The organism is Niallia sp. FSL W8-0177, from assembly GCF_038006285.1.
Taxonomy (GTDB): domain Bacteria; phylum Bacillota; class Bacilli; order Bacillales; family Cytobacillaceae; genus Niallia; species Niallia circulans_A.
Map to the genome: position 1 here is coordinate 2,375,789 of NZ_JBBOUX010000001.1, position 20,922 is coordinate 2,396,710.

The following is a 20,922-nucleotide window of genomic DNA, read 5'->3' on the forward strand; positions in this document are numbered from 1 at the left end:
AAGGATGAATAAAGATGACGCTCCAAATCAATTTTGATGATTCGTGGAATAATCAGCTATTAAAGCGAATTTCAGATGATGGCCCATGGGCCAATTGGGAACTATATAAGCTAGCAGTAGAAGTGGAACAACATAATATCATACCAGAATTCGAAGGTCTCCAAGCCCCTAAATACCTATCAGACCTTTCTCCATTACCTCACCAGCTGGAGGTTGCGAAAAAAGTAATAGAAGATATGAATGGAAAAGCTATTTTGGCAGATGAAGTAGGTCTTGGAAAAACGATTGAAGCAGGATTGATACTAAAAGAATACATGATTCGTGGTTTAGTAAAAAAAGTGCTTATTTTAGTTCCTGCCTCTCTAGTCACACAATGGGCGTATGAGTTAAATAGCAAATTTTATATTCCTGCAATGGTTCAGCGCAAAAGCTATGTTTGGGAGCAATGCGACATTGTCGTGTCTTCTATTGATACAGCAAAAAGACAGCCTCATCGTGATATTATAAACAATCTGGACTATGATTTGGTGATTATTGACGAGGCCCATAAACTCAAAAACAATAAAACAAAAAACTATGAGTTTGTCCAAAATTTAAAAAAGAAATTTTGTTTGCTATTAACAGCTACCCCTATCCAAAATAGAATTAGCGAAATTTTTAATTTAGTATCTTTATTAAAACCAGGTCATCTAGGAAGTGAATCATCTTTCTATGAAAAATATAAAAAAGATGCTCGCTCCATTGATGACGATGAAAATCTAAAAGCATTGGTCAATAAAGTCATGATCAGAAACAGACGCCATGATACAGGGATTGAATGGACCAAAAGAATTGTTGAAGCCGTTCCTATTGAATTTACGAAAGAAGAAAGAGCATTGTATGAAGGACTGGTAGATTTAAAAACAGAAACCAATCTTTCTAGCAACATCGAAAATTCCCGCAGTCCTTTTTCGATGATTACATTACAAAGAGAGGCATGCTCCAGCAGGGAAGCAGTATATTATACACTGCAAAACATGGTGAGAAAAGTGGAAAATCCAACACCACAATTCCAACAAAGAATACAAGAACTAATAAAAAAAGTCGAAGCAGTTCAGCAAAACTCAAAGGCAAACAAGGCACTAGAGCTTATTAAGAAGATAAATGATAAAGTAATCATCTTTACCGAATATAGGGCTACGCAACTTTATTTACAATGGTTTTTGAAGCAGCACGGTATTACATCTGTTCCATTTCGCGGCGGCTTTAAACGAGGCAAAAAGGATTGGATGCGAGATCTCTTCCAGAATCATGCACAAGTATTAATTGCCACAGAGGCCGGCGGTGAAGGTATCAACCTCCAATTTTGTCATCATATTATAAACTTTGATTTACCATGGAATCCAATGAGATTGGAGCAAAGAATTGGCCGGATTCATCGACTTGGTCAAAAAGAAGATGTGAAGATTTATAATTTTGCCGTAAAAGACACAGTGGAAGATCATATTTTAAAATTACTTTATGAAAAAATCCATCTTTTTGAAAAAGTTATTGGCGAGCTAGATGATATTTTGACGAAATTGGATTTTGGCAATATGGATGATTATATGATTGATATTTTCTCCCACTCTAAATCTGAAGGAGAAATGAAAATCAAAATGGATAATTTAACAAGCATGATTGAATTCGCACAAAGTATGAAGGAGGATCAGCCGTATGAAGCAGCAGGAAATTCATCAATTTCTTGAACGATTTTTTGTCGCAAATGATTGTGAGATAGTGGAGAATAAACCTGGTTATCTCATTGTCCAATTAACAATTGAAATGGACAAGGAGTTAATGAATCGACCGTTTTATTGGCATTATCTTGAAAAGACTGGTGGTGTTCCGAATCCTGCCAGTCTTACCCTCATTACTGATCCAAAGCTGGCACCAGAGGATTTGAAGGGTGAACTGATTCACTTTGGGTCTCCCCGTCTTCATCAACTTTTTGCTTCTGCAAAAAACTTATCGAAGTATATTCGTTTATATGAAAATAAGATAACACACGGAAAGCAGCAAACCGCTTTACAACCATGGCTTGCACTTAATGTGAAAATTTCGTATCAATGTGACAGAAAACGAGATGTATTTCAATCGATTGGACTGCAGCTTATCAATGGTCAAATCGCAACAGATTTCCAAGCAAAAGTAGAGAAAATGAACCTTTCTGCCAAAATTCCTGATTATGCGTTCACACTTTCTCCCTTAATCATGCCAATAAGTGGGATAACAAGAATTGAGAATATGATAAAGCAATCTTTATTAGCAGAAGATCATACATGGGCAGATGAAGCAAAAAAAAGGTGGAAAAAGGATTTAGACTTGCTAGAGCATTTTTATGAAGATATGGAAGGCATGGAGGAAGGACAAGAAACCTTGGAGACGGAAAGATTAGCTCTACAGGAGCAGTACGAACCAAAGATTAATATTTCGATTATTAATGGCGGACTTTTTTATTTAGCTTCAGAAGCTGTTTCGTAAAGATCATCTTTAGTTAAAAAAGGAGTAAATTACTGTCAAAGGCAGTATCTACTCCTTTCCCAAACTATTTTTTTAGTTTTCTACGCTTAAAACTGAATAAAATTAAATAAGGTAAAATCCCAAACCACCTCAACATGAAAGGTTCTTTCAGTCCTTTTCTTTCCGCTTTTAACTTTTTTCTTTCTTCTTTGGGCTGATCCATGTACTGGACAAATGTTTGGGTTAAATACTTCACATAATCATTGGTATTCATCTAATCACCTACTCTAGCATTTGTACTAGGATAGCCCTATCATTTGTTTTTTATTCATTCAACCCATTTCGTCATTTTATTCTGCTCTATATCAAAGTAACTTATCGCATAAATCGGCTTTATCGCCCCTTGCATCTTTAATTGATAATCGATTTTAACAGTCGTACGTGAATTTTTTTCCATTGTATAAAAGACATTACCATGTGAAAAATTCTTTGTACCTGAAAGGTCAGGATGTTCATTTGTAGAGAGTTCGTGCTCAATTTCTTTTAAGGAAGATAGAAAATAATATTCTTGAATATTGCTATTTTTCACTCCTGCATCTATCCCCTTCTTATTCACATAAATTCCATACAGTATAAATAAAAAATGGATAAAAAGAATATATACACATAAAGATAATGGGTAAATAAATCCTTTATTGTTCTTGATCAATTCCGATCACTCCAAAAATGTAAGATAAGATCTTATACTAGACTCTTTTTCCCTACCAAATCGGTCTACTACCTTAACTCGAAATCCGTTCTTCTGCATAATAAACTCTACTTTGTTAATAGCTTGTAATGCTACCTCATGCCCTGTTGAATCTACTCGCCTTCTAATGCTGCTGCCATATTTTTCATAAGTAACAACCCTTCCATCCACATAGAGCACCAATTTATTGTTTGAAACAGAAATCCCTTGTGACATTTTTGTTTCTTTTTTTAATTCAAGAATGAACACTTCCCACTCCATTTCTTGTAATTCTTTTTCCGAAAAGTGCTTGTCAAGCATAAGTCGCAAAGGAGTTAACAGGAGAGTAAGTATAATCGTGAAAATAAAAAAAGAAAGAAGCATTTCTGCCAAAACATAGCCCTTATTATTAAGAAGTATTCGTTTAATCATTCTTTCCACACTTCACAGATTTTTTTGTTTTTTTGAAATACATTTTTATATTGCAAACAGACAATACTATCTTTTTCCCAGACAATCGAGTAGCTCGTACCTTCGTTTTCAATAGTCGTATTTCCTCTTTCCACTTCCCCTAATTTAAGCTCTATTAAATGGTTATAAAATAATTCATTTACTAGCTTACTATGCTCGGAATCTTCTAGCTGTTTTAGCACATGGACATAAACCGGCATCCATGTTAGCGCTATCAACAACCATATCGTAAAGGACAATAAATAATCCGGCAGCATAAAGCCTTTACAATTTAGTCGCATAAAATCTTCCTTTCCCTATTAAAACGGTTAATTTATAGGGTTGTTTACCAATTCTAAATTCATAAGTGCCAAATTTCGAAAAATTACCATTTGAATTAATGTTAAAGGAAAGTGTCGCGTTAGTAGAAAAAATAATATCATCTGCATAATAACGTTCCACAATATTCCCAGTATTAGCATCAGCACGCATGTAGTAATAATGTAAAGTTGGATATATCCTCACTTGAATGGGCATTTGATTTTCTAGCGCATACGCTTGAGCATAATAAAGATCACCTTCCAATTGGGTTAAGAAGTGAGTTTCATTAAGAGAAGTTTGTTGGGAAGTAACAAGGAATATGGATAGAGAGGAAAGAACAACTAGTAAAGACATGGCAACAAACATTTCCATTAACGTAAAACCTCTTTGATTATTTATCATGGACTGTCTGATCCCGAGGTAGTAATTACTCCATTTTTAATAATTAACGCCTTGCCATTGGGACATTTTTTTTGGTCTGCTGTTATATAATTTTCTTCTTCCAGTTTAGCAAGATTCTCTGGATACGCTTTATGCTCTATATAGTAAGATTGAACCTCTGCTTGTACCATCTTTGTTAATGCTTCACACCCAGTATTATTGATTTTGGAATTATGCTTGGTTATATTGGGAATGGTGATAATCAATAATATGGAAATAACTACCAAAACAATCATCATTTCAATTAGGGTAAATCCTTGCTCATTCTTCATTTTTTTCTCCTTTCAAAAGCCGTCCAGTAATTGAAACATTGGCATTAACACAGATAAATAAATAGAAATTATTAGAATTCCAACAGCTGTATACAATGTAGGTTGAAGGACTTTTAATGTTTTTTGTAAATTTTCTTCTATTTGTGTTAAGCAATAGTTTCCGAAATAATAGAATTCCTGATCAAGCTTTCCATTTTCCTGGCCGTGCTGAATAATTTGTAATAGCTCTTTTTCCAAAAAATCAAAGGAAGCAAAAGCTTGTTCAAGTCGCACTCCTTTTTTTAACTGTGAAATAGTGATTTCGCCTATTTGGGAATATAGTTTTTGCTCCTTGTTTTCAAGAAAAAATTGCATACACTCATAAATCGAAAAACCACTTGATAATAAATAACTTAACTGCACGGATAGTAGATAGGAAAAATAACGTCTAACAAATATTCCAATCATCGGAATACTCGCTAGTGCATTTATTTGCTTGATAACATCTAATTTTCGAAAAGAAAAATAATAGTAGAGAAGCGCGGAAATAAAACATAGGGATAAGAAAACAAGAAGAAATGGAATAATGTGACCAATAAATTGGAGAAATAGGAGAAAGAAATTCTTGTTAATATTCATCGTTAAAAAGATAGAATTAAACTTCGGGATGAGGATACTTTGAACAAAGAAAAATAAAACGAAGGTAAAACACAAAAGAAAAAGAGGATAGGTAAGGATTTTTCTTAATTTTCTTATCGTATCTTGCTTATTCTGAATCATTCTACTTGCATCTTGAAAAGCACTAGCAAATCCGCCATGCTTTTCAGCAAAGTAAACAAAACTTATCACTTGATAATCAAAATTGAATCTTACTAGGTTCTCAAAAAACGACTCTCCTCCTTTTAAAGAACCGTAACATGCATTAATATCTTCCATTCGACGATCGGGCATATAGTAACGAGAAGACTGGACTGCCTCTGCCATCGAATAGCCTCTATCCAGCAGCTCACCAATACACTTTAAAAATTTCGCTTGTTCTATATTAGACCATGCATGATTATTTTTCATCATAAATCCACCGTTCATATTCTCCTTTCTTTATATAGCCTAGGGCAATCCCTTTACAAATAATATCTCCTAGTGATTTATAGTTAGCTCTCTTAGTTTCTGTTCGGTTATAGAGAATATCAGAAATCATCCTGCCTGTAATCATTTCAAACACTGTTGATCTTTTTAAGCGGTTATCTAAACGGTAACAGTTAGGGGAACAATCTTTATCACAAAAAGGACATACCATTTCAACTAGTCTTTGAGCAGTAATAGCGATTAAGGTTTGTTCAATCTCAGTCTCTTTAATACCAAACTCTAACAGTCGATGAATCGCACCTTTCGCATCTCTCGTATGCATTGTGCTCAATACTAAATGACCTGTTAAGCTCGCCCTTATCGCAATATGAGCAGTTTCTTTGTCGCGGATTTCTCCAACCATAATAATATCTGGATCATGGCGAAGAATTGCTTTTAAGCCAGTGGAATACGTAATACCAGCTTTCTCATTGACTTGAATTTGCAAAACGTTTTCCTGCGTTTTTTCAATGGGATCTTCTAAGCTAATCACATTTCGCTGATAAAGATGTGCATTTTCATTTAGGAGAGAGTAGAGTGTTGTTGTCTTGCCAGACCCAGTTGGACCGGTCAGAATTATTAATCCGTGTGCATGCTTTAACAAGGAGATTAATTTACGAGAAATATTCGGAAATAAAGAGATGTGATAGATTGGAAGCATATTTTGGTCGGAAAGTATACGAATTACTAAACTCTCATGAGGGTGAGATGGTAAGGTTGAAAGTCGTAAGCCAATATACTGACCTTTGACTGTTGTGGAAATAGATCCATTTTGCGGTTTTCTTCTTTCGCCAATATCCATAGATGCTGTAAATTTGAAATGAGAGATCAACTTGTCGCATTCATTTGCTGAAATTACTAAGTGATTAATTAAATGATTGGCAATTCGGAATTGGAGGACAGATTCCTTTTGTTTTGGGGTTATGTGAATATCAGTAACATTCTGTTCTACTGCCTCACAAATAATACGATTTGCTAGAGCTTCAATTGATAACACTTATATTTAACACCACCTTTATATTTATTCAAATATATCTTTCGACAAAAAAGGGTAAATTCCTTCTTTCTTTTTAATTTTTTTACGAATTTAATATTAGAGCTACTTATACAATTGAATTGTATTTTTCCATTGATACATTGATTAACAATCTTTCCAAGAAAGTTCCAATAGTCTGTATAAAAAAACAGCTCCTATCCATACTATATATATCAACTATTTTGGGCTATAGCCAAGTGGTAAGGCAACGGACTTTGACTCCGTCATTCGTTGGTTCGAATCCAGCTAGCCCAGTAGCGACCCGTGTTTCGGGTCTTTTTTTTGTCAAAAAAGAAGGGCGGACAAAACAAAATATATATTGGATAAAGACGAACAATCTCTAACTTAGTGGTGAAACCAATTTGTTCCATTACGCTCCAGTCACTCGCTTTCCGCGGGAGGAAGCTAAGCCTCCACACTGCGGGGTCTCAGCCTTTCCTCTATTTCCCGCAGGAGTCGAGTGTCTTCCTCTCCATTTCACTAATCTTATAAAATGGGGTGAAAACAAAAATAGATTCTATTTATCATTTGTTTAATTCAACAAATTTATTATTCAGCTTTAAGCATAGCCTTTTTAGTTTTGTTCCAGTCCCTTATTTTTTATTATACATTCATATCCTCATGCTGAATCTGTGACTTTTCGATTTGGATTGTTGTATGTTCCATTTTAAATTTAGTCTTCAGACGATCAATCGCATTCTGTAGAATCACTTGACTATCACTCTTATCATCAATTAATAGATGGCAGCTTAGTGAATCTAATCCTGAGGTGATTGTCCATATATGCAAGTCATGTACATCGATTACTCCAGCGATTCCTTCCAACTCCTTTTTTACCTCTTCTTGATTAATAGTGGTTGGTGTTCCTTCCATTAAAATATGGATCGACGTTTTAATTACTCCCCAGCCGCTTTTCAAAATTAATAGCGCCACTACAACAGATATGATTGGATCAGCAATATACCACTTAAAGAAGAGCATGAGGCAGCCTGCAATAATTGCGCCAACAGAACCTAACGCATCCCCTAAGATATGTAAATAAGCACTTCGTAAATTAACATTGCCCTCTACATCGCCTTTTCTCATTAAAGCTAAAGCACTAATCATATTCGCTAATAGTCCAATTACAGCTATTATCATCATCGTTCCACTTGAGACAGTCGGTGGTTGGGAAAAACGTTCGATTGCTTCCAATATGATAAAAAAGGCAATAACAAATAAAGTAACACCATTAAATAAAGCCGCTAAAATTTCAAAACGATAATAGCCGTAGGTTTTATTCGAAGAGGCAGGCCGTGTGGCGAACCAGATTGCTAGAAAGCTTAAAAAAAGAGAACTTGCATCACTTAGCATATGTCCAGAATCTGACAATAAAGCAAGACTATTTGTAAGTAAGCCGCCAAAAAACTCTAACATCATAATACCAGCTGTTATGATTAACGCTATAAGTAAGCCCTTTTTATTTCCTTCTCTTATTTCTGAGAATCCATGATGATGTCCATGATGACTATGGTCGTGCCCATGAGAATGTCCCATCTTATCTTCCTCCTGTTTCTAATAATATGATATTTACTTCTTTATTCCATGTTTCTCCGTACATGTTGATAAATATATGCTGCATCATCCTCAACTCCTTGAAGCAGACTGGAAGCTCTATTTCTTTGCCATGGTAATCCTAAAAAATACAATCCAGCAATATTCGTTATTCCCTTTTTATGAATAGGATCGCCTTTTACATTCACTACTTGTGGAATGGTAATCCAACTATAATCATGATAAAAACCGGTTGCCCAGATAACAGTGTTAACTTTTAGTGTCCGTTTATCTAGAAACTCAAAAGTATCATCAACAATTCTTTCTGTACGCGGAAATACTGTTATTGCTCCACTTTTTATTTTTGCTCTTAAGTCAAATCCAAAAAGTGGGTCTGGTTTCTTCCTTAGCCATTGACCTATTTTAGAATTGGTACTTGCTTTATATATTCTCATTTTCTCAAACCACCAGAAAATACTCTTATTCCCTATATTTTGTGGTAAAAAACGAATTTTATGACCTACTGATAGGTATACCAAATATTTGTCTGAAAGCTCCGCTGCAACTTGCGCCCCTGAATTCCCAGCTCCTACAATTAAAACCGGTCCTTCTTTAATTTGTTTCGGATTATGATATTGCGATGTATGAAGCTGGACCACATTTTTAGATAAGGTAGAAGCGAATGAAGGTATCAATGGTTTTTGAAAGGATCCAGTAGCAATAATCACTTTTTTAGCTGCTAATAAACTGGCATTCGTGACTACCTTAAAACCTTCCTTGGTCTTTGATAGTTCTTTTACCTCTGTATTTAATTGAACTGGCAACGAAAACGTTGTTGCATAATCAAATAAATAGTCTGCTATTTCTTCTTTTGTGGGATAGCCATCTAAATCCCCATTCAGCGGCAACCCAGGTAGAGAACTGTAAAAACGTGGAGTAAATAAAGTTAATGTATCATATCTTTTTCTCCAGCTTTCACCTATGGAAGTTTCTTTTTCTACTATGAGAAAAGATAAGCCGCTTTTCTTTAAAAAGTAGCCCATCGCAAGTCCAGCTTGCCCGCCGCCAATTATTATTACATCGTAATCCATCACAATCGCCCCTATATTATATGAATATATGTTCATATATACATTATAAAATTTAAATAATAAATCTGTCAATAAAAATTAACAATAAGTTCCACTTCTCTTTTAATAATCCATTTAAAACGTTGCTCATGCTTCAAATAGTGAATATGTACAATTTATGAACAAAATATTTGTGAAGTTGTGAACATTTTATAAACTTATCGTTTTAACCATGTTTATGGTAGATTGCTATATTATAATAAAGAAAATTAGTCCTTAGGAGGAACATTTAATATGGAAAATACACTAAAAGTTACAAATGTATTATCTGATCCAACTCGTTTCTATATTTATCAGTACATTACGAAACGTCATCAAGATGTCACGGTTCAAGAAATAGCGGATGAATTTTCCATCCATCCAAACGTAGCTCGCTTGCATTTATCTAAGTTAGAAGATGTAAGAATGCTACGCTCAGAAACAAAAAAGACAGGCAAAGGTGGTCGCCCCAGCAGACTATATCGTTTATCAGATGAAGTTATTCAATTTAGCTTTCCTTTTCGAGATTATCAATTATTAAGCAGCATTTTATTGAAAACGTTTGAAAGTCTTGGAGCAGATGGGAGCAAGGCACTTTATGAAACAGGAAAAACATTTGGTAAAGAGATGATGGAGCAGGAAATTGCTCGTATTACAAACAACACAGCTCTATTATCGAATGAGGATAAGCTACGTTTATTACAAAATGCTAGTTTAATGACTGGACAGTTACCTGCATTGGAATGGAATGACGATCAAACATCTTTATATTTTGAAATTTATAACTGTCCATTTAAAGAAGTTGCTATAGAACATAAAAATAAAGTGTGTACTATGCACCAATCCTTCTTTACGGGCATGTTTGAAGCTTTGTTTAAAGATGTCCAGTTAATTGAGAAACAAAATATTATTTCTGGTTGTGATCAATGCGCATATAAAACAATGGTGCAATAAGAAAGAGGGTGGGACAAAAGAATTTTACATAAAGAAAAAGCCAAACTATAATACAATAAAACATCGTAATAGTTCGGTTTTTTCTTTTCGCTGATTTATCTTTTTTATAGCTAAAAAACAAGTTCGTTCCATTGCGCTCCAGTCACTCGCTTTCCGCGGGGAGGAAGCTGAGCCTCCTCACTGCGCTGCGGGGTCTCAGCCTTCCTCTATTTCCCGCAGGAGTCGAGTGTCTTCCACTCCATTTCACTAACCTTATAAAATGGGGCGAGAAACAAAAATAGATATTATTTATCATTCGTCTAATTGAACAAATGATTATTCAGCTTTAAGCATATCCTTTTTAGTTTTGTCTCAGCCCCTTTTTCTTTATTTAAAAGCCATTAATATATGGATTATGATCCATTTCATGCTCAATCGTCGTTTTTCTACCGTGACCGGAAAGCACTAATGTGTCTTCAGGCAAATTCAATAACTTTTCATGGATACTTGTTAGTAATGTTCTTTGATTACCGCCAACTAAATCTGTTCTGCCAATACTTTCATAGAAAAGCGCATCGCCTACAAATGCCCAATTCTCTTTTTTAAAATAGAACGTAACACTGCCTGGAGAATGCCCTGGTGTCTCCATCACTTGAAAAGTAAAATCACCGATTGTCATGCTTGGATTTTCATCTAAGAAATGCTCGGCCGGTCTTGTTACAATCGGATTTGGCAGTCTAAATGCTTCGCTACCGTTTAATTTCGGATTAATTAGCCATTCTTCCTCTTTGATATGTACATAAACGGGAACACTATACTCTGTTCGAACATCTTCCACAGCACCAATATGGTCAAAGTGAGCATGTGTTAACAGAATAGCTATCGGAGATAATCCTAACTCCTGAATTATCTTGATTAACTTTTCTCCATTTGCCCCAGGATCTATCACCAAACAATCCTTATTTTCATTCCATATTAAGTAACAATTGGTCTGGATTGGCCCTAAAGGAATTTGTTTATACTCCATCCCATACCCCCTCCTATTTACTCTCTAATTGACTTACAACACGTTCTACTTTATCTTCCATTTTTCTACTTATATCCCGTCTATCATCAATTCGGATATTCGTACAAACACGAACAAGACCTTTTTCAAAAGGAACTTCATGCATAGCTTGGATTACTTCAAATAAAACAGGAAGCTCTCCCTCAATAATTGTATTCATCGGTGTTAATTGGAACCGAATTTGCCCTTTTTCTTCATAATGCATAAGCACTTTTTGTATATCTGCTACATATGCACTTACACTTGGTGTTTGTGTTCCTACTGGTATAACTGTTACATCTACAATTGCCATTAACTATGTTCTCCTTTCAACCGGCTATTTAATCTTATTTAAGACAAAGATACTTGATTTAAGTTCCATGATTATGATGGCATATTTTTATGCCATCATCAACTATTGTGAATAGTGGTAGAAAATAAGGAGCTAATTTCACCCGTTTTCATATCCAGCATATTTTCATAGTAATAACCAAATAGAATATACTTTCCATCACTCGAAATTTGGATGGGCTGATCTTCTAATTCCATTTCCGTATCTACCTTTTGGCTTTCACCTGTTTCCATATTTATTTCAACAAGATCAAAGCCATCTTGATAAGTTTCCGCATTACCACTATTTTTGGGAACAAAAGTAAGAAATTTATTCTCATAAAAAGTATAGTTTGGTATCAACCAATTGGAAAATTTAGATAATCTTGGTAGGCGGACACTTCCTTGCTCCTTTAATTCAGAATCATAAAAAGTATAAATGGCTTCCTCCTCTTTAGATGAACCGGCCAGAGTAAGGAGATAACCATTTTTCTCTTCTATAAAATAAATATCAGGTACGTCCCATTCTTTTTCTTCTTTTGTTTCCAAATTGAATAGTTTAAGAGGAGCGTAAAAGGAAGGGGAGCTTTGGTCCCAATCTAAATACATTACTTGTTCCTTTGATTGCCATTGAGGAAAGGGCGTAGACACAGGAAAATCACTTAATTCATTTTCTTGAATATCCAATACAGATACTTTACTTTCCCAATCCTTGGTGAAGGTCGTAATTAACAGTTCATTTTCATTATAAGGATTCCACACAAAATCTGTTTCATAGCTCTGCAGTTTTCTAGTAAGCACTTCATTTCCTTTCATATCAATTATATGAATTTCCCCTTCTTCATCAGAAAGAGCATTGTATATTAAAAGTTGATTTTTATTTATTATCACATTTGACAATTCTGTTACCGATTTATATAAAGGGCTATGCTTTCCAGTATAGATGTTATATGTATAAATTTTATTAACACCCTCTACTTTCGCCGAATAACAAATTGTATCATTTTTTATCCAGCCATATACTTGCTCAAAATCTCCTTCAATTGGACTAATAGGAGGAAGCATCGTGTTGTTATGGATATTTTTGTTCTTCGCTTCATTTTCACTGGCTGAATTAGTCTGTCTTGGGACACAACCAGACAGAATAAGTGTGAAAAAAGTGAAGAGAAGAACTATTCCTAGTGTGTTTCTCTTACCTAATGGAAACATTTTTCACACTCCTATACTACTTTTCATGTTTTATTTACTCTATAGAATAGTAACATAAAAAAGCCGATTTTTTCGGCTTTTTTTCAAATATGCTGTGATATTTTAATAAAATAAGAAATATCCCTCAATATTAGGCACTTATTGACAATCCATGCTTACATTTACTGTAAAACTACAAATATAAAGACGCTAAGAAGATTGTAGATGTGTCATGATAGATTTCAGTAAATTGGGATAAAGGAAGAGGATTTATCCCTTTACCCAGCTCTAAAGTAAATCCAGGCTTTCTAAATTCTTGAATAAACCAATCTTTATAGCCTGCATGACTATCTACATTTTGAATGGCCTTATATCCACTCACTCTAAAAAATTCATTCGCTATCGTTTGCGATTCTGCTGGTTCTAATCCTTCATAGCCCCAATAAAATTCTTTTCCTTGCGTATGCAATGCTAATAAGCAGTCAAAGTTCTCTTTATATGCGAGCTTCGCCATCACTTGAGCCTCTGGTTCAGACAAAGGAGCGTCTCCTGGATAATCTCTTGGTGCTGGCGCTTTTGGTTCTTTCCGTTCCTTTTCAATTTCCCAATTTGCCGGAAATTGATTATTCAAATCGACTCCTCGTATATTCGCCTTCCAGCTAGTGAAATCAGTGCTTCCTTCATTTATCGAGATAAGTTTCTCTTTCTCTTCTTCTGGGGGACCATTCAAGACTAAATTAACTCCATCTGGATTGACCATCGGTACAATGGAAAGATCAATAGACTGATATAATGGCATTGTATGAACACAATGGATATTTGTCCCATTCGTTAAAGATAGTAAAAAATCATTTAAAAATACCATTAAAATCGGCGTAGTAATCCATTCATTGGCATGGAAGGATGCATTTATATGAACCTTTTTTGTACCTTTTCCTATTCTAATTTCCTCAATATTATGTCCTAATACACTTTTACCAATTGTCTTCACTTGAATGAATGGAAAAAGCTTCTTTAATCTCGTTAAATCGACTTGCAAGGATTGATAATCATACTTTTTCTTCCCCTGCACTATTCTTCCAATAATGCGATTTGGAATATAAATTTCATCGCCTACTTGAAGATTATTTGGATTTAAATGTTGATTTAATAACAAAATACTATCCACCGAAATATTTCTTACTCCTGCCAATTTCCACAGAGTTTCTCCTGACTTTATCTGATGAACCTGTAATTCAAATCCAGGTATTTGGATGGTTTCAGAAGCTGCTAATTTATTCGGGTTAACATGTGGATTACTGTCTAAAATAAGATTCAAGGGAACCATAAAAAGCTGACTATAGTACCAAAGTGTATCTCCTGGTCTTAATTTGATCTCCATATGCCCACTCCTCTCCCTATATATATATGAACCTCCCTAAAAAACATTCATTATGGTACATTTCCTTATTCATAAAAAAAAGCTTTATGACAAAGTAGATATTTCTACATTTATCACAAAGCTCTATTACTCTACTCTTTTTTATTCGCTTCTTCTACTATATCAAGCATCCCTTTTTCTTTATCATAAAACCGCAATAAGTCTCCATAAATAATACTATCAGAATACTGCAATTCTAAATTCGCCTGCTCTATATAAGGCTCACATCTGTCTCCATCGACTGCTTCTCCAGTTGCTCGATCATAACAAACTTCTTTCGTATACACATAATCATCTGTGATAAAGCTGCCATCTCGTAAGACAACAAATGGATCATTGTTATCAGAGAAAAGATCAGATCCAAATTGAATATCATTTTTTGTCTCAATCCCAAGCAAATGAAGAAGAGTTGGCTTAATATCCACTTGACCGGACACTGTTGACAATGTTTTCCCTTCCATTCCGGGAATATGGATAACAAAAGGTACTCTTTGTAATTGAGTGCTTACAAAAGGAGTCACTTCTTCTCCTAATAACTCACTCATTGCTTTATTATGATTTTCGGAAATGCCATTATGATCTCCATACAGGACAATAATGCTATTATCATAGAGACCTTCTTCTTTTAGTTTCTCAATAAAAATTTTCAATGCTTCATCCTGATAACGGACAGTAGGAATATAATTATTCAGTGTTCTGCTGCCAGTTGTTAATGGCTCGATAAATTTGTCTTCTTCATCTAACTCGAAAGGAAAATGATTTGTCAGCGTAATAAATTTACTATAAAAAGGCTGCGGCATTTCTTTTAAATGAGCAATTGATTGCTCGAAGAAGTCAATATCCTTCAAACCCCAGCCAACAGAGTTTTCCTCCTTCACATCATAATCATTTATCTCATAAAATCGTTGGTATCCTATACTTTGGTACATAATATCACGATTCCAGAAACTCTTATTATTTGCATGAAGGGAAGCTGTGTAATAACCATTTTCATTTAAAATCTCAGGAGCCGCTTGATATTCATTCCCAGAATGAGTAAAGAAAACAGCCCCTCTACTTAATGGATACATTGAATTTTCTACAATAAATTCCGAATCTGAAGTTTTACCTTGTCCAGTTTGGTGGTAGAAATTTTCAAAATAAAAGCTCTCTTTAATAAAGTCATTTAAAAATGGTGAAATTTCTTCGCCATTAACTTCTCGATTGATTGTAAACGACTGAGTAGATTCTAGACTAATCATAATTACATTTTTCCCCTTAGCAATACCAAACATGTCCTTATTTGGTTCTATATAATTAGCCTGATTATAATTAACCATATCTGTTAATTCACTACCATCTGCAAAAGCTCTTTGTGCAGAAGTCTTTGTTTGCAGGAAAATATCATAAAGTTGATAATTATACGTTCCTATATTTTTCACTAAAAGCTCTCTATCAAATGTTCTAGTTAGCAATTGCGTTCTTTGCGTTTCTGCTAAACTTAAATTAAAAAAAGCTAAACTTATTGTAAGTAAATAGAAAATACTCTTGTGAACCCTTGTGTATTGCGGAATTTTTACAAAGGCTGGTTTCTTTTTCATAATGACAACTAGCAAAATAATATCAACAAAGAAAAGAATATCCGTAACATGAATTAACTCCCTAATACTACTCCCTAAATCACTCATATTACTTGTTTGAAATAAAAGCGGCAGGGTTAAAAAATCTGTATAAACTCGATAAAAAACCACATTTGCGTACAAAACAAAAGAAAGAATCAAACTTGAAATAAATATATATCGCTTTTGATTTTTTTCTGAGAAAAACATGGATATTCCTAGTATAAATAATATCGAACTTAAAGGATTAATGATTAATATGAATTGTTGAATCCAATTTTCAATTTTAATATCAAAGCTAGTAATATAGGCAATATTTGTTTTAATCCATAGTAAAACTGTTGCAATCGTTATAAGTGATAGCTTTGACCACTCCAATTTATTCTTAAACAATGGTGAATCCTCCTAACTATTGATCAAACAAAATCTCGAAAATTATTACTTTACACATTTTACAATAATTTTATTATATAAAGCTAATCTTTATGAAATTTTAATCAAATTTTCATCTTTGTGTATTATTATAATAGCTTACTCTTTTTTAAACGTCCAATCTGACGAAAAGTTTCATGAATTTTAACGACAAGTTTCTTTTTTGTTTAAAGGCAGCAAAAAAAATCTCCTTCGCAGCGGAAGAAGATTTATTATCATGCTTAATATCCTATCTATTTACACTTAGCTCGATTAATTTTTAGCCAACCACGCAGCACCAATTACCCCTGCTGTATTTCCAAGTGTCGCAACATCAATGACCGTTGACTCTGCTACACTTTTAAAGGAAAATTTCATAAAATTCTCTTTTACAGGATCTAACAGGACATCTCCGGCTTTTGATACTCCTCCACCTATGACAATTTTCTCAGGATTTAACGTATTAGCAATATTTGCTAATACTAGCCCTAAATGAAATGCAACAAATTGAACGATTTCATTAGCTAATTCGTCCCCTTTCTTCGCTGCATCGAATACATCTTTTGCTGTAATCGCCCCTTCTTGATCTAGTAACGAATGAAGCTCGCTTAATGTATGTCTTTCCGCTAATCTTTCTTTCGTTAAACGAACAATTCCCGTTGCAGATGCAATCGTTTCTAAACAGCCAGTTTTCCCACAGTTACAAGGAGCTCCATTTTCCACAATTGCAGTTAGATGACCTATTTCACCAGCAGCTCCTTTAACGCCTTGCACAATATCTCCATTAATAATAACGCCACCGCCAACACCAGTACCCAGTGTTACGCAAACTAAATCCTTTGCTCCCTCTCCTGCTCCCTTCCACATTTCACCTAAAGCAGCACAGTTAGCATCATTATCAATCGTTACTGGCAATCCTAAATCTGCTTCAAGGCGAGCCTTTAAAGGAAAATTATCGGGCCAGCCTAAATTTACCGTATTAAAAATAATTCCTGTTTCATAATCAAAAGGACCTGGCGCACCCATTCCTGCACCTAAAACATCGTCTTTCGAATGACCTAATTCCTTCAATTTAGCATCTATGGATTTTGCAATATCAGATGTTATATTTTTCCCTTCCTCAGAATTATCTGTTGGGATTTCCCAATGATCAATTAAATCGCCATTTAAAGATAAAAAAGCAATTTTCACCGTTGTTCCGCCTAAATCTATTCCAGCTACCCATTTTTCTTGCATCACACATTCCCCCGATTTCTCTTATCCTCTAAGTATTGTATTTCTTGATTAAGCAGTCGCATAGCAGAATCGAATTCTTGTTCTTTTATTAATTGAGATTGATATAATTCTTTAATTTCGGATTTCATTAATTGTAAATCGCCTACTCGATCTCCAACATAAATGATTGTCCCGTACTTTTTTAAAAACTGCTGTACGTCATAAATTGTTTGCATGGTACCCCTCGATTTCATTCTTTTTCTATCCACTGCAAAGGTTTGCATAAAGTGATAAATTAATCGTTTTCAAATTAAGTATAAAGGATACGGACTGTTTCCTCAACAGCAGATTCTTTTCCCTTATTAGGAAAGTAAATATATGGTTAAAGCCAGAAAACAAAAGATATTCCCTCCTCTTTCTTCTTTTATCATAATTTTCTTTTCCATACATATATTGAAAGAAGTATAGATGAGACAGGCTCATATTTTGAGCATACTTAACATGGAGCGGTGAAAATAATGAAAAAAGATTTTATTCGTTTAAGTCTTTCTCTTATTATCCTTATTTCTATTTTCTATATTTTTCAGCAAAAGCAGATTGCTAAGGAAAGTATCACCTATTTTCCGATTGATCCTACAGTCACCTTTCCGAAAGCAAACACGACCCTTACTTTTAGCAAAAAAAGGTTCGATGAATACAGCATACATTGGGAGAGCCATTCATCCATTAATAAAGTAGCATATTTACGACAGGATATGAGCTTTCTGTATGCAAATGGAAAACTAATAAATAAAATGGGAGAATGGAAACAAAACACATTAGAGCTTTCAGAAAAAAAAACAATTGTGGAAAGAGAAAGTAACTTTTTACAAACAATAACTTTTCATTATGCGGAAATACATGATAATAGTGAAAGAATTTTCAGTTCACAAAAAACTTCCGCAGACAGCTTATATATTATTAACTCCAAATTTGAAAATGCTCCCCTAAACTTTCATACTCCCAGTAACTTAACAGAGAAAGATTGGGCAAAAGCTTTGGAGAAAGAAACATTAAATTATGTAGAGTATGCTTATCTTCAAGCATTAAAAAAATTCCATATTTCACCCGAGCAATATCAGACCAAACTATTACTTACAGACTTAATCAACTATAACGATGCACCTCTTCCGAACTTTTCAAAAGAACAAAGCGCAAAAATAATCGGCCAATTAACAGAGGGTCTCTATAAAAATTATTTTCTTGGCGTTATTAAAGAAGATGGAACCATTGCTGATCCCATCGGTAGTTCTATCCCTGTATTATTAATTAATGATAACCATCTTCTTATCTTATTTACAACAGCAGATGGTGAAGCAATTGTTTTAAGACAGCAAATATCTACTCTTTAATTTTATCCCATAATAGAAGATATTCAGGATTGTTTTTGTCCAAAGCTAAAGCTGCTTGTATATATTCTCTTGCTTCTTCCAATTTCTTATTATATAGACTAACAACCGCTAAATTATAATATGCTTCATGAAACTCTGGATTTATCGCGATTGTTTTTTGTAGGTTCTTCTCTGCATCATGTAGATTACGCTTCTTAAGTTGAATATAAGAAAGTAAAAAGTAGTAATCTTCATTATCCTTTGGTTCAAGTTTCTCTAAAGCCAACTCAGCCTGTTGAAGTTTTTCATCTTGAATATAATCATGGACCAGCATATAGGCTGATTGATCTTGTCTTTGCAGTACATCTTGATGGAATGTATAAAGAACACCAATTCCCAAAAGCAGTATAGTAACAAAGGCGGCACCAAGCTGAATTTTCCAGTTTTTCTTCTTTGGAAAATGAACAATCGCTGTGGCTAAGAAGCCGCCTAGCAAGCCACCAATATGTCCTGCATTATCAATTCCTTGTATAGTAAAACCAAATATAAGATTGATAATAATGACAATAATGACGTTCCAACCCATAACACGAAAAAAAAGCTGTGGAAAGCGCCAGGCAAAATAAAGAAGAGCTCCAAAGCAACCAAAAATTGCGCCGCTTGCACCAGCCGATAAAGATGGACTTAATAAATAACTAGCAAATACCCCACTAAACCCAGCAAATAAATAAATAAACAAAAATCGGCATGATCCAAAAATCCGCTCAATTAGTGGCCCAACATAATATAGGGCAATGGAATTCATAAGTAAATGCAATATACCAATATGTAAAAAAACAGGTGTTATAAATCGCCACCATTCCCCATTGGCAATTAAATAATTTACTTTTGCTCCCCATTTAATTAGCGTTTCACTGTTTGTACTTCCGCCGCTTAATTCCATTAAGAAAAATACAATCACTTGTATAGCAATGAAAAGATACGTGATAAATGGTTTTCCAAAATTAAATAACTGTCTTTCTTCTTTTTCTTTTTGTCTTAAGCTCGTAAAGATTGCTTCTTTATATTCTTGTATATGGGTTTCTCGCTCTGCTTCCGTTTCTGGCATACGTTGTAATTCAGCTATTTTATGCTCTCCTATTTTCCAGTCTTGAACGGATCGATCGAGAAGTATTGATTCAATTTGTACTTTTTTATTTGGACTTAAAAATAATGGATTGATAATATGTTCATATGAGTCTACAGGCGGATAAGCGGATATATAAATGCTCACCACTTTAAGGGAACGACTATGCAGCGAACTTCTTATCCTTTCAGCATTTAACGCTGTCCTTTCTATGTCCCTGCTTAACCAATTACTCCAGTTAATATCAAATTGAAATAGACGAATAACGGGGGATTTTGATTTATTCTCTTGAGCCTCGAGCCATATTTCTTGTTGATCTTCTGTTAAGTAGATAATTTTATACTGATATTCATTTACTAGTATATGGATGATTCTCCAATACTTATAATGTTCTAGCTCCATCTGTTCTCTCCCTACTCTCCGAACATCTTGAAAGGTAATGACACTATATTCTTCAAGTTCTTAAATAGTTCCTTTTTAAGGAAATACGCTTTCTATGTAACAATACTATATATGTTTCTTTTTTTCCTTCATTTCTTTTAAATGTCACAAAATCCATCTTTCATTTTAGCTTATTTTATGTATTTTATAAATGAGAGTGACATTCGATAAACATACCGCTTGAAGACGTAAAGGTTATTATTTGTTATTACCTTTTTAAGAAGATTAAAAACACATTGGCAAAATGAAAAAAAGGATAGAACAAAAGTAACCCATTGATGCCCTTATGTTATGAACACTTTGCGCATCCCCTTTCCTTTTCGATGTCTATTTATCAAATTTTCACCACTCAAACAAATGATATTTGATAT

The 20,922-nt window shown here is 34.2% G+C and carries 22 protein-coding genes and 1 tRNA gene; 5 read left to right on the forward strand and 18 right to left on the reverse strand.

The annotated features are described in order from the left end of the window. The first annotated feature begins 14 nt into the window (after positions 1–14). A complete protein-coding gene (locus tag NST77_RS11770) occupies positions 15–1,727 on the forward strand; it encodes a DEAD/DEAH box helicase (protein WP_095332783.1) in 1,713 nt (570 codons plus the stop codon). Beyond that, on the forward strand, positions 1,696–2,502 hold the full coding sequence (locus NST77_RS11775) for a YqhG family protein (protein WP_095332781.1): 807 nt from the start codon (positions 1,696–1,698) through the stop codon (positions 2,500–2,502). Before NST77_RS11770 ends, NST77_RS11775 begins: the two co-directional genes overlap by 32 nt. A 64-nt stretch (positions 2,503–2,566) precedes the next feature. Here NST77_RS11775 and NST77_RS11780 read toward each other — a convergent pair whose 3' ends face one another. From NST77_RS11780 to comGA, 8 genes are read right to left on the reverse strand one after another with little or no spacing between them, the layout of a single operon-like run. After that, positions 2,567–2,755 (reverse strand): YqzE family protein, encoded by a 189-nt coding sequence (locus NST77_RS11780; RefSeq protein ID WP_095332779.1) that lies wholly within the window; start codon positions 2,753–2,755, stop codon positions 2,567–2,569. A gap of 54 nt (positions 2,756–2,809) precedes the next feature. Further along, on the reverse strand, positions 2,810–3,190 hold the full coding sequence (gene comGG / locus NST77_RS11785; RefSeq protein WP_095332777.1) for a competence type IV pilus minor pilin ComGG: 381 nt from the start codon (positions 3,188–3,190) through the stop codon (positions 2,810–2,812). 6 nt (positions 3,191–3,196) lie between these two features. After that, positions 3,197–3,640 carry a competence type IV pilus minor pilin ComGF gene (gene comGF, locus NST77_RS11790; RefSeq protein WP_235850334.1) on the reverse strand — a complete coding sequence of 148 codons (444 nt, stop codon included), beginning with the start codon at positions 3,638–3,640 and terminating at the stop codon, positions 3,197–3,199. Then, a complete protein-coding gene (locus NST77_RS11795; protein WP_095332775.1) occupies positions 3,637–3,960 on the reverse strand; it encodes a hypothetical protein in 324 nt (107 codons plus the stop codon). Before NST77_RS11795 ends, comGF begins: the two co-directional genes overlap by 4 nt. After that, on the reverse strand, positions 3,944–4,381 hold the full coding sequence (gene comGD, locus NST77_RS11800) for a competence type IV pilus minor pilin ComGD (protein ID WP_095332773.1): 438 nt from the start codon (positions 4,379–4,381) through the stop codon (positions 3,944–3,946). Before comGD ends, NST77_RS11795 begins: the two co-directional genes overlap by 17 nt. Next, entirely contained in the window at positions 4,378–4,692 is a 315-nt protein-coding gene (gene comGC / locus NST77_RS11805) for a competence type IV pilus major pilin ComGC (protein ID WP_095332771.1), read from the reverse strand. The genes comGD and comGC overlap by 4 nt, the downstream gene beginning before the upstream one ends. Positions 4,693–4,704: 12 nt before the next feature. Further along, positions 4,705–5,739 (reverse strand): competence type IV pilus assembly protein ComGB, encoded by a 1,035-nt coding sequence (gene comGB, locus NST77_RS11810; RefSeq protein ID WP_164463654.1) that lies wholly within the window; start codon positions 5,737–5,739, stop codon positions 4,705–4,707. Next, entirely contained in the window at positions 5,729–6,793 is a 1,065-nt protein-coding gene (gene comGA / locus NST77_RS11815) for a competence type IV pilus ATPase ComGA (protein ID WP_341122999.1), read from the reverse strand. The genes comGB and comGA overlap by 11 nt, the downstream gene beginning before the upstream one ends. Positions 6,794–7,015: 222 nt before the next feature. Here comGA and NST77_RS11820 point away from each other — a divergent pair. Then, positions 7,016–7,087 (forward strand) — tRNA-Gln (locus NST77_RS11820). Between the two features lie 348 nt (positions 7,088–7,435). Here the strand turns inward: NST77_RS11820 and NST77_RS11825 are convergent. Further along, positions 7,436–8,368 (reverse strand): cation diffusion facilitator family transporter, encoded by a 933-nt coding sequence (locus NST77_RS11825; RefSeq protein ID WP_095332765.1) that lies wholly within the window; start codon positions 8,366–8,368, stop codon positions 7,436–7,438. A gap of 41 nt (positions 8,369–8,409) precedes the next feature. Beyond that, on the reverse strand, positions 8,410–9,456 hold the full coding sequence (locus tag NST77_RS11830) for a flavin-containing monooxygenase (protein ID WP_341123000.1): 1,047 nt from the start codon (positions 9,454–9,456) through the stop codon (positions 8,410–8,412). A gap of 273 nt (positions 9,457–9,729) precedes the next feature. Here NST77_RS11830 and NST77_RS11835 point away from each other — a divergent pair, with 273 nt between their 5' ends. Then, on the forward strand, positions 9,730–10,428 hold the full coding sequence (locus NST77_RS11835; RefSeq protein WP_095332761.1) for a helix-turn-helix transcriptional regulator: 699 nt from the start codon (positions 9,730–9,732) through the stop codon (positions 10,426–10,428). Between the two features lie 370 nt (positions 10,429–10,798). Here the strand turns inward: NST77_RS11835 and NST77_RS11840 are convergent, their stop codons facing one another. From NST77_RS11840 to NST77_RS11870, 7 genes are all read right to left on the reverse strand, one after another. Next, positions 10,799–11,434 (reverse strand): MBL fold metallo-hydrolase, encoded by a 636-nt coding sequence (locus tag NST77_RS11840; protein WP_123257981.1) that lies wholly within the window; start codon positions 11,432–11,434, stop codon positions 10,799–10,801. A gap of 13 nt (positions 11,435–11,447) precedes the next feature. Then, positions 11,448–11,765, reverse strand: coding sequence for an MTH1187 family thiamine-binding protein (locus NST77_RS11845; RefSeq protein ID WP_095333912.1), 318 nt, complete (start codon positions 11,763–11,765; stop codon positions 11,448–11,450). A gap of 98 nt (positions 11,766–11,863) precedes the next feature. After that, positions 11,864–12,991, reverse strand: a complete 1,128-nt coding sequence (locus NST77_RS11850) for a YqgU-like beta propeller domain-containing protein (RefSeq protein ID WP_341123001.1) — start codon at positions 12,989–12,991, stop codon at positions 11,864–11,866. Positions 12,992–13,163: 172 nt separating this feature from the next. Then, positions 13,164–14,351: a M14 family metallopeptidase gene (locus NST77_RS11855; RefSeq protein ID WP_095333908.1), complete on the reverse strand. Its 1,188-nt coding sequence runs from the start codon at positions 14,349–14,351 to the stop codon at positions 13,164–13,166. A 131-nt stretch (positions 14,352–14,482) separates the two neighbouring features. Further along, complete coding sequence (locus tag NST77_RS11860; protein ID WP_095333907.1) at positions 14,483–16,381, reverse strand: LTA synthase family protein; 1,899 nt, start codon at positions 16,379–16,381, stop codon at positions 14,483–14,485. Positions 16,382–16,672: 291 nt separating this feature from the next. Continuing rightward, positions 16,673–17,635, reverse strand: a complete 963-nt coding sequence (locus NST77_RS11865; RefSeq protein WP_095333905.1) for an ROK family glucokinase — start codon at positions 17,633–17,635, stop codon at positions 16,673–16,675. Then, complete coding sequence (locus tag NST77_RS11870) at positions 17,635–17,850, reverse strand: YqgQ family protein (protein WP_047941253.1); 216 nt, start codon at positions 17,848–17,850, stop codon at positions 17,635–17,637. The genes NST77_RS11865 and NST77_RS11870 overlap by 1 nt, the downstream gene beginning before the upstream one ends. Positions 17,851–18,132: 282 nt before the next feature. Between NST77_RS11870 and NST77_RS11875 the strand changes: the two genes are divergently transcribed. After that, entirely contained in the window at positions 18,133–19,005 is an 873-nt protein-coding gene (locus tag NST77_RS11875; RefSeq protein ID WP_341123002.1) for a hypothetical protein, read from the forward strand. Here NST77_RS11875 and NST77_RS11880 read toward each other — a convergent pair. Further along, positions 18,995–20,512, reverse strand: a complete 1,518-nt coding sequence (locus NST77_RS11880) for a rhomboid family intramembrane serine protease (RefSeq protein WP_341123003.1) — start codon at positions 20,510–20,512, stop codon at positions 18,995–18,997. The two genes, NST77_RS11875 and NST77_RS11880, sit on opposite strands and share 11 nt — an antisense overlap. Positions 20,513–20,922 lie beyond the last annotated feature (410 nt).